This is a genomic window from Acetonema longum DSM 6540 (assembly GCF_000219125.1).
Taxonomy (GTDB): domain Bacteria; phylum Bacillota; class Negativicutes; order Sporomusales; family Acetonemataceae; genus Acetonema; species Acetonema longum.
In genome coordinates this window covers 1-13143 of sequence record NZ_AFGF01000024.1, presented here as the reverse complement: position 1 = coordinate 13143, position 13143 = coordinate 1, and the positions used below count along the sequence as shown (strand labels likewise).

Here is a 13143-nt window from a genome sequence, read left to right as displayed (position 1 = left end):
CGTTAAATTTGGGAGGTGTAAACAAAATGCTTGCAGTGGTCCGCGTCTTTTCGACTGCTGATCCGGAACTGCTTTCTTCACACAGCCGGCTGCTCCAGACTCGCTTTGGGCTGAGAACGGTCACGTATTGTATTCCGGATCAGCCTTTTGGCATTCATGATGATGCATCAGAAGCCCGGGCAGTGCCCAAGATCGTCACTGTGGCCCGGCAGGCGGAGGCAGAGGGTGCTAAAGCCATTTTTGTCAGCTGCGCCGCCGATCCCGGCGTTGCTGAGTGCCGGAAAACTGTTTCGATTCCCGTCCTGGGCGCGGGATCATCTGGGGCTGCGGTTTCACTGGCTGTCGGCTGCCGGATAGGAGTCCTGAATCTCAATGGCCCGACACCGCCCAGGATGGCAAGGCTCTTAGGGGACCGGCTGACAGCCCATATTTCACCTGAAAATGTAGCCAATACAACGGATTTGCTGACTCCGGCCGGACGGCAGGCAGCCCTTGCCGCCGCGAAAAAGCTGGCGGAACAAGCGGATGTGATTGTTTTTGCCTGTACCGGCTTTACAACGATCGGGCTGGCTCCGGTACTGAGAAGCAGCATTCGTATACCGATTATTGATGCGGTAGAAGCGGGGGGAACTGTGGCCAAGCAAGTCCTTTACGCCAATTGAGTCAAGTAAAAGGAGGTTTAAAATGGCAAATCCAGACTACCAGGCCAAAAAACATCCCAGTGCGTTTGAACCGACGGTCCTCATCGTCAACATTGTCCTCTCATTCTTCGGTGCGATTATCGGTTTGCAAATCATCGCTTCATTGGGCGTAACTCCGAATACGGCTATTATCGGTGTGCTGGTCGCCCTCATGATTTCCCGCATTCCTCTCGCGATGTTTAGCAAATTCCGTGATATTCAGCGCCAGAACCTAGTACAGTCGACCATTTCCAGTGCTACCTTTGGCGCGGCGAACTCTCTGTTGCTGCCCATCGGCATTCCTTATCTGCTGGGACGGTCTGATCTTGTTATTCCTATGCTGATTGGCGCGACCATGGGCATGCTGATCGACTTGTTGATGCTTTACTGGATTTTTGACTCCAGGGCTTTCCCTGGCAGCGCCGCCTGGCCTCCCGGCGTGGCGGCGGCGGAAGCGATTTATGCCGGCGATGAAGGCGGCCAGCGGGCTCAACTGCTATTCTGGGGAGTCGGCGGCGGCGTTGCCGGTTCGTATTTCGGCATTCCCATGTCGGCATTAGGGATTACCATGATCAGCAATAAGTGGGCTATGCTGATGTTTGCCGCCGGCCTGCTGCTGCGTGGCTACTCGGTACAACTGTTCGGCATCGACATTAACAAACTGTACATCCCCCATGGGTTTATGATTGGCGCCGGCTTGGTAGCCGGCATTCAGATCATGATGGTTATGTTCAAAAAGAGAAAAGCGGACGGACAGACCGAAGAGACCACCCGCGAATACACCCGCAGCGACGGGGAAGTGCGGACCGGCTTGCTGCGCGGCATCAGCTGCTATATTGCAGCCGGATTCATACTGGCGATTATTTCCGGGATCTATACCGACATGCCTTCCGGTCAACTGATCCTATGGGTGATCTTTTCCGCGCTGGCCTGCGTGCTGGCGGAGTTTATTGTCGGCCTGGCGGCGATGCACTCCGGTTGGTTTCCGGCCTTTGCCACTTCGCTGATCTTTCTGGTCCTGGGTATTTTGATCGGGTTCCCCCCGGCAGCGCTGGCCTTGCTGGTGGGTTTTGTCGCCAGCGGCGGTCCTGCTTTTGCTGATGCGGGTTATGACTTAAAAGCCGGATGGATTCTGCGCGGCAAAGGCGCTAACCACTCATTCGAGCGGGACGGACGAAAACAACAGCTGCTTTCGGGTATGGTAGGCCTGGCCGTTGCCTGGATTACCGTGGCGGCGTTCCACAACGTATATTTCAGTCAAAACATGCTTCCTCCGGTTGACAGGGTGTTTGCCGCTACCATCGAGGCCGGCGTAGACCCGTCTATCATTAGCAATTTGCTGCTGTGGGCGATTCCAGGCGCTATCCTGCAGGCAGTGGGCGGCTCGCGGCGGCAGATGGGTGTGCTGATGGCCACCGGTTTGCTGATTCTGAATCCAGCTGCCGGCTTTACGGTGGTGGCTGGTTTGGCGGTCAGACTGTACATTGAAAAATACAAGGGCAAAGAAGCCATGACATCGGCTACCATCGTCGCGGCCGGATGTATCGCCGGCGACGCGCTGTATGGCTTCTTCAGCTCGGCTTTCAAGGCGAAATGGAGATGATACGATGAAGACTAAGGACGTTAAACTGACGGAGAAACAGGCCGAAGCAGCTGTATTCGGCGGCGCCGTGCTGGGCGGAGGAGGCGGCGGAGCGCTGCAAACCGGGTTGGAATCGGCTCTTCTGGCTTTGCGGATGGGAGATATCGCCTTGACCCCTTTGGCTGCTCTGGATGATGACCGGATCATTCTGACCGTTTCGGCTGTAGGGGCACCGGCAGCTAAGGAGAGATATATCCGTCCGGCCTACTATATCCGAACGGTAGAACTGTTCCGGCAGCGATTCGGCCTGGAGCCGGAAGGGATCATTACCAATGAATGCGGCGGCAACGCAACGGTTAACGGCTGGCTGCAGGCAGCCGTCCTCCAGCTGCCGCTGCTGGACGCTTCCTGTAACGGGCGGGCGCATCCCACCGGCATTATGGGTTCCATCGGACTGCACCGGGATAAAGGCTATGTATCACAGCAAATCGCGGTAGGCGGCGATCCGGCCAGGGGGCGCTATGTTGAAGTCGCCGTAAGCGGCTCGTTAGAGAGCGCCGCTGCCATGGTCAGGACCGCATCGGTCCAGGCCGGCGGTTTGGTTGCGGTTGCCCGCAACCCGGTAACAGCGGGATATGCCAAGCACAATGCCGCGGTCGGCGCCATCAGCCAGTGTATTGAACTGGGGCAGGCCATGCAGGCGGCCAAAGAGAAAAATACGGCGGCAGCCGAAGCGGCGGCGGAATACTTGCAGGGACAAATCATCGCCTGGGGCCGGATTGCGGACATCACCCTGGAGACTCGCGGCGGCTTTGATGTGGGACGGGTCACTGTTGAGGGCGGGAAAGAAAAGCTGGAAATGACCTTTTGGAATGAATATATGACAGCAGAGATTGATGGCGAGAGGCTGGGGACCTTCCCCGATCTGATCGCAACCCTTGACGCCCGGACCGGTAGACCTCTGCCCACGGCCGATATAGAAGCCGGCCAACAGGTCGCCGTGCTGCGGGTGCACCGGGATAAGCTGCTGTTGGGCGCAGGCATGCGTGATCCGGCCTTGTTCCTGGCAGCGGAACAGGCCGTAGGCCGTTCGCTGATCCCATATGTATTCCCGGCGTAAAGCTGCTTGCAATTGAGGAGAAAGGAGCCTGACAATGGCGCTAAAACAGGTACTTGATGTTTATGAACGAATGGACTGTGAATCGGTCAGCGGCAAGGACATTGTGGCATTGGCCCGGACTGCCGGCATACAGGATGCTGCCAGCATTACTGTAAAAGGGCCAAAGGGAACGACCGATTTCATAAAAATCCGGATTCCCGGTAAAAACGGCAAACAAGCCGGCGGCACTGCCCCTACTTTGGGCTTGGTGGGCCGCCTGGGCGGACTTGGCGCCCGTCCGGAGCGCATCGGCTTTGTTTCGGATGGAGACGGTGCTCTTGCTGTCGTAGCGGCAGCGATGAAGCTGGGTCTGATGGCGCAGAGAGGCGACCGGCTGAACGGGGATATCATCATCGCCACCCATATCTGCCCCTGCGCGCCGACCCGGCCGCATCATCCCGTGCCGTTCATGGATTCCCCGGTAGAATTCCATACAACCAACGAATATGAAATTGATGCCGACATGGATGCTGTCCTGGCAGTCGATACCACCAAAGGGAACAGAATCATCAATACTCGCGGCTTTGCTATCTCGCCAACCGTCAAAGATGGTTACATCCTCAGGGTCAGCGAGGACCTGCTGGACCTCATGCAAATCACGACCGGCCGTCTGCCGGCGGTCTTTGCCATTACCACTCAAGACATTACTCCCTACGGGAACGGTGTATTTCATCTCAACAGCATTTTGCAGCCCTCCGTCGCCACCAGCGCGCCGACAGTAGGCGTGGCGATCACTACTGAAACTCCCGTGCCTGGTTGCGCCACTGGCGCCACCCACCTGGTGGACGTGGAAATGGCCGTGCGCTTCTGTCTGGAGGTAGCAAAAGCCTATACCAACGGTCAATGCCAGTTTTATGACGCGGCTGAGTTTGCGCTGTTGCAGAAGCTGTACGGTTCTCTATCCCACTTGCAAACCGGCGGCGGGGTGAAGTAATGAAGGCCCAGGTCACTCTGACCGTCCCGGAAGCAAAGGCGCTGATTGCGGAAGGGATTGCGCAATTGCCGGAAGTGGAACAGGCGCTGCGCGCCGGCAGAGTTTTACTCAAAGGCGGCACTACCGTTGCGGCGGTGGCGAACAGACTGGTCGGCTGCGATCTGCGGATTTCCGGCCGGATCAGTCCCCGTGGCGCCAAGGCGTCAAAAGGGGACTCTGTATTGCCCCACAGCATTCTGATTGAGAAAGGGTCCGTTAAAAATATCGACGGCTGCTTTGGACAAACGGTGGAGTCTTTGCGGCGGGACGATGTCGCCATTATCGGCGCCAATGCCCTGGACAGTCATGGCCGTACGGCTATACTGCTGGGGCGTCCCCTGGGCGGAACCCCGGGGCAGGGTCTGGCTGGCCTGATGGCGCAAGGCTGCCGGGTCATCATCGCTTGTGGCCTGGAAAAGCTGATACCCGGTTCGATTGCGGATGCGATTGCTGCCGCCGGTATCTACTCATCTGACTGGTCCATGGGTATGTCCGCCGGACTTGCGCCACTAGCCGGTGCAGTGATTACGGAACAAAAGGCCCTTGAACTGCTGACGGAGGTCAAATGTACGGCGATTGGCGCCGGCGGCATCGCTGGCGCCGAAGGGGCGACGACACTGGTCATTGAGGGTCAGCCGGAGCCGGTGACCCAGGCAGTAAAGGCCGTATTGGAAGTGAAAGGCGCAGCGCATGCGGGCTGCCCCGTCAGTCTGGAAGAATGCCGGGCAGGCAGTCCCGCCTGCGGCGTTCATCAAAGCTGCGCCTGGCGAATGGAGAAAGGAGAGAGTCTGACATGGCGTTTAAGATAGGAGCCATTACCATTGGCCAGTCGCCCCGCACCGACGTGGTGCCGGAAATGATTGGCTTGCTTGGGGATGTAGAACTGGAGCAGCGGGGCGCGCTGGATGGAATGAGCGCAGAGGAGATTGCCGCCCTTGCGCCGCAGCCGGGTGACTATATCTTAGTAACCAAACTGCGTGACGGCAGTTCGGTGCGAATTGCCGAGAAGCATATTTTACAGCGTATTCAGAATCATATTGACGATTTAGTCCGCAACAGCGCGGAAGGAATCCTCATGTTGTGCACCGGGGAATTCCCGGGCTTTCAGTGCGAAAAGCCCATCCTATATCCCCAGCGGCTGCTGCAGCACTTTGTCGCCGGGACCATGGCCGACCGGAGCATCGGCGTCCTTACACCCGACATCAGCCAGGTGCCGCAGGCGGCACGGCGCTGGAAAGAGTACGGGATAAAAAAGGTCCTTGTTGAGCCCGCCTCCCCCTACGGCGATCCGGCCGATGTGCTCAAAGCCGCTCTGATCCTCAGGGAGCGAAAGGTGCAGACTATTGTCATGGATTGTATCGGTTACACCTGTGTAATGAAACAGGAGATTGTCAGACAGACCGGACTTCCGACCATTGTGCCGCGCACCGTTGCGGCAAGAGTAGCAGGGGAATTGTTTGGCTGACAGAGGGGCTCACAGGTTCGGATTCCACCATCTCCATCGCCAGTAAAAATAAGGTATGACAAAGGTTTAATGCCCTTGCCATACCTTATTTTATGTGTTTCTCGCAGGATGCGGACGGACAGGAGAATCCGTCCATCGGTATCATCATCTGCAAAAGCAAGGACCGTAGAGAGTGGAATATACCTGAAGGGGTAGCAAAGGGACGAGGGCGTGACAACGCATCATTTTAGAAGCAAATAATAGGACTAAAGTTGTCGGCAACCCCGTCCCCGCGACACCCCCGCTTCTGATATTGTGCGCATTCTCTATGGCAGACGGGATTATATGAAAATCGTGTTTGGAGAACCGCACAAAGACGGAACTGATTTTTGACGGACGACTATCCGCTTTAAGGAAGATAGCTGGTTGCAGCTGCAGCTGGCTATTTTTTATGCGATGAATAATTTTGAAATTTGGCAGGTTTAAAAATGAAGCGCAATGGAATGTAAGGGGATGAGCGCACTAAAAAAGCGAGGCGCGCGACTTGCCGGAGAGATGCGCAAAAAACAAAGACACAGGAGGAATCCATTATGGCAGTATCCAAGGTTCCCCAATCCAGCCGGGCGGGGATCAAAGTCCAGACCGGCGTCAGCACCGCCGGCGCCCCGGTGTACCGCGTCCGCAGCCTGCAAAACGTAAAAGCCGCCGCCTTAGACGAGGATGTTTACGCCGTGGCCCAGGCCATGGCCGCGCTGCAGCAGCACGCCGTCGTCTCCATCAGCCGCGTGGACGAAGCCAACTTAGTGAATGAGTAATCCCTGAAACCATCCATCCCCATCCCATTATGAAGAAAAGGAGGAATGCCTCATGAACAGAACCCTTGAAATGGTCTTCCGGGCCGCCAATGGCCGGGAAGTGACCATCAGTCTGGCCGATCCCCTGGAAAACCTGACTCTGGCCGGTGTGACCGCCGTCATGGCAGACATCATCGCCCGCAATATCTTCATCACTACCGGCGGCGAGCTCCGGGATATCATGGACGCACGGATCCGGACCCGCGAAACCGTTTCTTTAGCCTAACTGGATATTTCGTACAGTAAAACAATAGCATCGATGCAGGACGAACCCGCCGGGTCCGGCGGGTTCGTCCTTTTCATGTGTGTTGTGTATGGAACGGCCATGATCCGCAGAAATGACAAAAGGAGAACAGAAGTAGTGTTTTCCTATCAACTTGTAACGGTGGCGTTGTGAGGTTTCTTCTGCCTCACCTATGATATCCTCATACAGGCGGATAAGCTTGGGCCTGAGAGTTTGATTTTATTTTCTATTCCATCTCTGCCCAGGTCGCCTTTTTCGTTCCAGAACCGGGCAGCTACATGATCATCATCGCGTGGCCTCCTGTTCGTTCCCCTTACGGTTTAAATAGCGCCATAAGGTGGTGCGGCTGATTCCCAGTTGTCGGGCAGCAGCCGCCCGGTTGCCGCCGTGGGCCGCCACGATTTGAAAGATGATATCGCTTGTGATTTGCTCCAAGGTGCGCTGGGTGTCAAGGACGGCGGGGATAGGGGCCGCGTTGCGGACCAACGCTCGCTCTTTGGCAAGGAGTTCCGCCACAACGCTGCTGCGGATATAAGTGGAAGTGGTCAAGGTGGCCAGCGTCTGGAGCACATGCTTAAACTGGGTATAATTGTTGGGCCACTCATACTGGCGCAGCTGCTCGATGGCGTGGGGTTCAAAACCGGCAATTTGCTTGCCTATCTCCAAGTTCAGGCTGGCCAGATATAGGCTGGCCAAAGAGGGAATCTCATCGGAACGGCTACGCAGGGGGGGCAGGTTCAGAGTCAGGCAACCCAGCCGGGTGCTGAACATTCGCAGCACCTCCGGCCCGGGGTCGCCGGCCTTGCAGGCGCAAGAGAACAGTAGGCGCACCCGGTTGGCCAGACCGGTCTCCAAAATAACGGAGAGCAGCTCCAGTCGCCGGTTTTCGGGGAATACCTCAAAATTCTGAAAGTATACCGTGTTGCCGGTGCCGTTCAGAGGGGAGTTGTAGTGATTAAGCAGAAAATCCCAGCCCTTGTCGCTCATCAGAACGCAGTTTACAACGACAAAGGGCTTGGTGGACAGCGGGCTGCGCAGATAAAGGAACCGGGCGATTTGCTCCTTGCCGGTTCCAGTTTCGCCGATAATCATCACTGGTTGACGAGTGGCGGCAACGGCCGGTATTGTCGCGTCCAGCTCTCCCATGGCGCCGCTGATGTTGTAAAAGCTGTTCATAAAGAGGTGCTCACACTCGCTCTTATTCAAGAACCGCAGGCCGGACCTGTGTGAGTACAAGGGGATGCGTGAAGGCAGACAATAAAAGAGATAGTAGTGGGCCAAATCCATGGTGAGGATCTGAGCGGTGACGGTATAGAGCAGGCCCCGATCGCTGCGATAAAACTTCAGAGTACCGTTTGCAGGGATCTCGCGAATCTTAGACTGCAATGTGGCCGCCAGCTCAGCCGGCGGCTCGGTGGGCGTAAAGTGGAACAGCTCTCCATCCCTATCCAGCACCACTATACGGCCATTCTCCTCCTGGGTGATGCTGCGCAGGAAGAGGTTCTCCTGCCGCAGGCGGCGGAACCGGGCGCTGAGCATCAGCGCTTGGTCGATGGCGGCGTGAAGGCTCTCCACGCCGGAGATGATGAGGAATGCGTCCAGCTCCATCTGCCGGGCGATGGTATGGGTGACCATATCGCAGACTACCATGCGGTAGCCCCTCTGTTTCAGTCGCTCCAGTGTGTGTGCCACCTCGTCGGCGCTGCGGACTGTCAGGATGTCCAATTTATAGCGTAGCAGATCACACAGGGTATGGGCCGGCTTCGTAATGCTGGGGAACCCCACGATGGCATAGAGATTCGAGTAATTCTCCGCCAGCTTGATTGCCCGTAGCACGTCGTAAACCGACAGCTGGATCTCCACCACCGGAATGTCCGTTACTGTCCGGATCAGCTCTGCGGTGCAGCCCCGGGAGATGATACAGTCATAGGTATTGGGCGGAGCGCTGCGCACGATGGCTACGCCCTCCTCCAGATCGCCGGTATATGCATCCAATTGTATATTGGAGTAAGCCTCTGCCACACGCTCCATAGAGTTCTGCATCCCCTTATAAGGGGCAATACCCAGAATATGGATAGAAGAATCGGTCATAACATCCCTCAGTCCTTTCTGCCGTTGATGGCCCTATTCTGCGGCCACGCCCGCCGGACGGAAGCAAAATACGGTGCAAAATCCTTGTATCATTGCCCATCAAGCGCCGGTTACCGAGCCTGCGAAGCAGCAAACAGCGAGCCAGTGGCGCAAAAACGCTGTAATGATCGCCTAATTGCGGTTATTATACTACATTTTTTACAGAAAGGCACCGCATGAACGTTCACAAATGAAACACTATTTGCCTGATTTTTAAAATTTTCTTGATTTGTTTCAAATTAGGACATATTTTTAGATTTTTGCCGCTGCCGCCGGGACAGAAACCTGCTATAAATAGAACAAAGCCCCCTTGGAGGAGACGATAAACTGAAGAGACAGGAGAATTTTGTATGATCCTTCTTTTAATGATCGCGGATGACTTTACCGGTGCGTTAGACACTGGCGCACAGTTTGCCGCCCACGGCGTTCGTACCCGTGTGGTCGTCGGCCCGGATGTGGATTTCGCCGCCGCGCAGGCAGAGGTCTTGGTGGTGGACACGGAGACCCGCCATCTGCCCGCCCGGCAGGCCTACGACATAGTAGCACAGCTGACAGTGCAGGCAGAGCAAGCCGGCGTCCCCTACATCTATAAGAAAACGGACTCTGCTCTGCGGGGCAATATCGGCGCGGAGCTGACAGCCCTGCTGCGGGCCAGCGGACGGTGGCAGCTTCCTTTCCTGCCCGCCTTCCCCCAGATGGGCCGCGTTACGGTGGGTGGCATCCACCTTGTGGATGGCGTGCCGGTGACAGAGAGCCCGTTTGGCGCAGATCCCTTTGAGCCGGTGCGCCACTCCGTGGTCACGGAGCTCATCACGGAGCAAAGCTGTGTGCCGGCCCACAGCTTTCCTGCGCTGACCTCCGGCGACCCCGTGCCGGAGGCGGAAGGCATTCTGGTGTTTGATGCGGATAGTCCCGCGGACTTGCTGTCCACCGGCAGACAGCTGGTGAACAATGGTGGGCTGCACATCATGGCAGGCTGTGCCGGATTTGGCACAGTGCTGCCGGAGCTTCTGGGCATCGCAGCGGACGCGCCGCGGCAGCCGCCAGAGTTGCATCCTCGTTTGCTGGTGGTCTGCGGCAGCGTGAACCCCATTACCATGAGCCAGTTAAGAGTGGCAGAGAAGGCCGGCTTTACCCGCATCCACCTGACGCCGGAGCAAAAGCTGGAGGCTGACCACTGGCAGAGCCCCCGGGGCCAGTGGGAATTTCAGGACATTCACCGCCGTCTGGGGGAGAATTCCCTGTGCATTATTGACGCAAACGACGTGGGGGACAACGCACTGACCGAGTCCTACGCCTCCGCCCGGGGCATCCAGGCCGAAGGCGTCCGCCTGGGGGTGGTCCGGTCCATTGGCTACCTTGTGAGCGCCCTCTTTACCAGCTTCGCCTTAGGGACGCTGCTGATCACCGGAGGCGACACCCTTCTGCAGTGCATGGAGTGCGTGGGTGTCAAGGAGCTGGAGCCGGTGTGCGAGCTGGAGAAGGGCGTCGTCCTGTCCCGGTTTATTTATAAAGACTGTAGCAGGTATGTGATCTCTAAGTCCGGTGGCTTCGGGCAGGAGACGCTGCTGATAGATCTGGCACGCAAAATCTCTGGCACTACAAAACAGGAACCCCCCAATTTTTAAATGAGGAGGACAATAACATGCAATATGCAAAGCTACCTGGTCTGACCTGGGACGGCACCATCTACCACAATAGTGACATGGGAACTCTGGAGGCGCTGCTGCCCACCGGCGGATACCCAACCGCCCATGCCCCGGCAATGCTGGAACTGCCCAACGGCGACCTGCTGTGCTGCTGGTTCGCCGGCACCTATGAAGGCAGCGCCGACATCCACATCATCTGCTCTATCCTGCCTAAGAATAGCCCAGCCTGGCTGCCAACCGTCGATATCTCCGGCGACTCCACCCGCAGCGAGCAGAACCCCTCCCTCTTCTACGGCCCCGATCATGCCGTCTGGGCCATGTACACCGCCCAGCTAGACCGTCAGGAGGGCAAGGACAACATGCAGTACACCGCTATGGTTCGCTGCCAAAAGAGTACCGACGGCGGCAAGACCTGGGGGCCCTATGAGACGGTTTTCCCGGAGGAGGGCACCTTCTGCCGTCAGCCGATCCAGATCCTGTCCAACGGGCGCTGGATCTTTGGCAACTGGCTGTGCACCGATTCGAAGGATGGTCTGTCCGACGATCCCAGCGTCTTTCGCATCTCGGATGACGAGGGCAAGACCTGGCGGATGGTCATGATGCCGAAGAGTAATGGGCATGTTCACCCCAATGTAGTAGAGCTGGAAAACGGCCATCTGGTTGCCTTTATGCGCAACCGCGAGGCTCACCGCATCCACCGCAGCGAGTCCTTTGACTGGGGCGAGACCTGGAGCAAGCCGGCGCCGACCCCGCTGCCCAATAACAACTCCAGCATCAGCGCACTGCGGCTGCAGAGCGGGCGTATCGCCATTGCCTACAACCCCACCTGCACGCCAAATCCCCAGTCCGGCAAGGCTGCCTGGCCTGGCCTGCGCTGCCCGGTGGCGGTGGCCCTGTCTGAGGATGGCGGTCTGACCTTCCCCATTGTCCGCTGGATGGAGCGGGGCGAGGGTTTCATAGGTGATGAAAACAAGACCAACAATCGGCAGTACGAGTACCCCTATCTGATGCAGTCCGTCGACGGAGCGCTGCATCTGGCTTATGCATCCCACACTCGCGCCGGAGTGAAATATGTTCGCTTCACCGAGCAGGACGTGCTGGGGGAAAAGCGGGAACGGGTGGGACTCTATAACCCAACAGCTGCCCAGAGTCGCTAAGAGAGCAGGGGGAATCGGCGGGGAAAATGAAAAAAATTGTGAATATTAAATGTATTTTTATGCAATTTTTTACCGATAGGAGTGATGTCAGATGCAGACTGTATATAATTTAAAAATGCCCCATGCCGTCTACGGCGGCGAAAACTCAATAGACAATATCACTGCAATCTTAAAGAATAATCAAATTAAGCGTGTAGCCATGTTTACCGACAAGGGAATACATGCCTCCGGCTTGTTTGATCTGCCGGAAGCTGCAGTAAAGGCTGCGGGAGCAGATTACTATGTGCTGGACGAGATTCCGCCAGAGCCATCATACACAGCGGTGCAGAATATTGTTGACAGGTTCAAAGAAAGCGGCGCGGATATGATTATTGCCTGCGGCGGCGGCAGTGTTTTGGATGCTGCCAAGCTGGCCAGCGTGCTTGTAACCGGTGAATACGGCGTAAGGGAACTACTGGCTGAGCCGGGGCTTGCCAAAAAGTGTGTTCCAACAATTCTGATTCCCACCACCGCCGGCACCGGTGCGGAGGTAACTCCCAATGCCATTGTCGCAGTTCCGGAAAAAGAGCTGAAAGTTGGCATAGTCAACGAAAATATGATTGCCAATTATGTGATTTTAGATGCCCGAATGATTAAAAATTTACCCAGACAGATTGCTGCCGCTACCGGCGTGGATGCCTTAGCTCACGCTATTGAGTGCTACACCAGTAAAAAGGCCAATCCATTCTCAGATACCTTTGCAATGGAAGCGCTGGATCTGATTTTGAACAATATTATCCCTGCCTGTGATGATCCGGAGGCGATGGAAGCTAAGAGCAAGATGCAGATTGCTGCATTCTATGCGGGAATTGCCATCACAGCTTCCGGTACCACAGCTGTTCACGCCCTGAGCTATCCTTTGGGCGGCAAGTATCACATTGCCCACGGAGTTTCCAATGCTATCTTGCTGGCACCGGTTATGCGTTTCAATGCACCTGTCTGCCAGGATCGTTTTGCCAAGGCCTATGATCGCTGCTGCCATGACACCGAGAATATCTGCCAAACAACGAATGAAAAGGCAGAATGGATGATTGAGCAACTTGAGCGAATCGTACGTCATTTGGAAATTCCAACTAGCTTAAAGGAATTCGGCGTTCCGCCCGAGGATTTGGATGGCTTAGTAGAGGCCGGCATGCAAGTGCAACGCTTGCTGGTCAATAATATGCGTCTTGTAACGGCAGAGGATGCAAGAAAGCTGTACTTAGAAATCCTGTAAATTATTATGCAAATAG

At 56.3% G+C, this 13143-nt stretch carries 12 protein-coding genes; 11 read left to right on the top strand and 1 reads right to left on the bottom strand.

Annotation, left to right across the window (positions count from 1 at the left end; translation table 11 throughout):
- Positions 1-26: 26 nt before the first annotated feature.
- The 8 genes from ALO_RS03565 to ALO_RS03530 all read left to right on the top strand — a co-directional run bounded on the left by ALO_RS03565 (position 27) and on the right by ALO_RS03530 (position 6918).
- Positions 27-662: an aspartate/glutamate racemase family protein gene (locus ALO_RS03565; RefSeq protein ID WP_004092975.1), complete on the top strand. Its 636-nt coding sequence runs from the start codon at positions 27-29 to the stop codon at positions 660-662.
- Between the two features lie 22 nt (positions 663-684).
- Complete coding sequence (locus ALO_RS03560) at positions 685-2283, top strand: OPT/YSL family transporter (protein WP_004092974.1); 1599 nt, start codon at positions 685-687, stop codon at positions 2281-2283.
- A gap of 4 nt (positions 2284-2287) precedes the next feature.
- Positions 2288-3382: a DUF917 domain-containing protein gene (locus ALO_RS03555; protein ID WP_004092972.1), complete on the top strand. Its 1095-nt coding sequence runs from the start codon at positions 2288-2290 to the stop codon at positions 3380-3382.
- A gap of 34 nt (positions 3383-3416) precedes the next feature.
- Positions 3417-4355 (top strand): DUF1177 domain-containing protein, encoded by a 939-nt coding sequence (locus tag ALO_RS03550; RefSeq protein ID WP_004092970.1) that lies wholly within the window; start codon positions 3417-3419, stop codon positions 4353-4355.
- The gene (locus ALO_RS03545) at positions 4355-5203 is read left to right on the top strand and encodes a hypothetical protein (RefSeq protein WP_004092968.1); all 849 of its coding nucleotides are present in this window, start codon (positions 4355-4357) and stop codon (positions 5201-5203) included. The genes ALO_RS03550 and ALO_RS03545 overlap by 1 nt, the downstream gene beginning before the upstream one ends.
- Positions 5188-5859, top strand: a complete 672-nt coding sequence (locus tag ALO_RS03540) for an AroM family protein (protein WP_004092954.1) — start codon at positions 5188-5190, stop codon at positions 5857-5859. Before ALO_RS03545 ends, ALO_RS03540 begins: the two co-directional genes overlap by 16 nt.
- A 569-nt stretch (positions 5860-6428) precedes the next feature.
- The gene (locus ALO_RS03535; protein WP_004092952.1) at positions 6429-6653 is read left to right on the top strand and encodes a DUF1659 domain-containing protein; all 225 of its coding nucleotides are present in this window, start codon (positions 6429-6431) and stop codon (positions 6651-6653) included.
- A 52-nt stretch (positions 6654-6705) separates the two neighbouring features.
- The gene (locus ALO_RS03530) at positions 6706-6918 is read left to right on the top strand and encodes a DUF2922 domain-containing protein (RefSeq protein ID WP_004092951.1); all 213 of its coding nucleotides are present in this window, start codon (positions 6706-6708) and stop codon (positions 6916-6918) included.
- Positions 6919-7221: 303 nt separating this feature from the next.
- Here ALO_RS03530 and ALO_RS03525 read toward each other — a convergent pair whose 3' ends face one another.
- Positions 7222-8967: a sigma-54-dependent transcriptional regulator gene (locus ALO_RS03525; protein ID WP_202945726.1), complete on the bottom strand. Its 1746-nt coding sequence runs from the start codon at positions 8965-8967 to the stop codon at positions 7222-7224.
- Positions 8968-9416: 449 nt separating this feature from the next.
- Here ALO_RS03525 and ALO_RS03520 point away from each other — a divergent pair, with 449 nt between their 5' ends.
- The 3 genes from ALO_RS03520 to ALO_RS03510 all read left to right on the top strand — a co-directional run bounded on the left by ALO_RS03520 (position 9417) and on the right by ALO_RS03510 (position 13127).
- The gene (locus tag ALO_RS03520; protein WP_004092947.1) at positions 9417-10694 is read left to right on the top strand and encodes a four-carbon acid sugar kinase family protein; all 1278 of its coding nucleotides are present in this window, start codon (positions 9417-9419) and stop codon (positions 10692-10694) included.
- 17 nt (positions 10695-10711) lie between these two features.
- A complete protein-coding gene (locus ALO_RS03515; RefSeq protein ID WP_004092945.1) occupies positions 10712-11872 on the top strand; it encodes a sialidase family protein in 1161 nt (386 codons plus the stop codon).
- A gap of 91 nt (positions 11873-11963) precedes the next feature.
- Positions 11964-13127 (top strand): iron-containing alcohol dehydrogenase, encoded by a 1164-nt coding sequence (locus ALO_RS03510; protein WP_004092944.1) that lies wholly within the window; start codon positions 11964-11966, stop codon positions 13125-13127.
- Positions 13128-13143 lie beyond the last annotated feature (16 nt).

Excerpts from the sequence above, each read along its gene's own strand:
- ALO_RS03565 (WP_004092975.1), top strand. The coding sequence starts at position 27 with ATGCTTGCAGTGGTCCGCGTCTTTTCGACTGCTGATCCGGAACTGCTT.
- ALO_RS03560 (WP_004092974.1), top strand. The coding sequence starts at position 685 with ATGGCAAATCCAGACTACCAGGCCAAAAAACATCCCAGTGCGTTTGAA.
- ALO_RS03555 (WP_004092972.1), top strand. The coding sequence starts at position 2,288 with ATGAAGACTAAGGACGTTAAACTGACGGAGAAACAGGCCGAAGCAGCT.
- ALO_RS03550 (WP_004092970.1), top strand. The coding sequence starts at position 3,417 with ATGGCGCTAAAACAGGTACTTGATGTTTATGAACGAATGGACTGTGAA.
- ALO_RS03545 (WP_004092968.1), top strand. The coding sequence starts at position 4,355 with ATGAAGGCCCAGGTCACTCTGACCGTCCCGGAAGCAAAGGCGCTGATT.
- ALO_RS03540 (WP_004092954.1), top strand. The coding sequence starts at position 5,188 with ATGGCGTTTAAGATAGGAGCCATTACCATTGGCCAGTCGCCCCGCACC.
- ALO_RS03535 (WP_004092952.1), top strand. The coding sequence starts at position 6,429 with ATGGCAGTATCCAAGGTTCCCCAATCCAGCCGGGCGGGGATCAAAGTC.
- ALO_RS03530 (WP_004092951.1), top strand. The coding sequence starts at position 6,706 with ATGAACAGAACCCTTGAAATGGTCTTCCGGGCCGCCAATGGCCGGGAA.
- ALO_RS03525 (WP_202945726.1), bottom strand. The coding sequence starts at position 8,967 with ATGGAGCGTGTGGCAGAGGCTTACTCCAATATACAATTGGATGCATAT.
- ALO_RS03520 (WP_004092947.1), top strand. The coding sequence starts at position 9,417 with ATGATCCTTCTTTTAATGATCGCGGATGACTTTACCGGTGCGTTAGAC.
- ALO_RS03515 (WP_004092945.1), top strand. The coding sequence starts at position 10,712 with ATGCAATATGCAAAGCTACCTGGTCTGACCTGGGACGGCACCATCTAC.
- ALO_RS03510 (WP_004092944.1), top strand. The coding sequence starts at position 11,964 with ATGCAGACTGTATATAATTTAAAAATGCCCCATGCCGTCTACGGCGGC.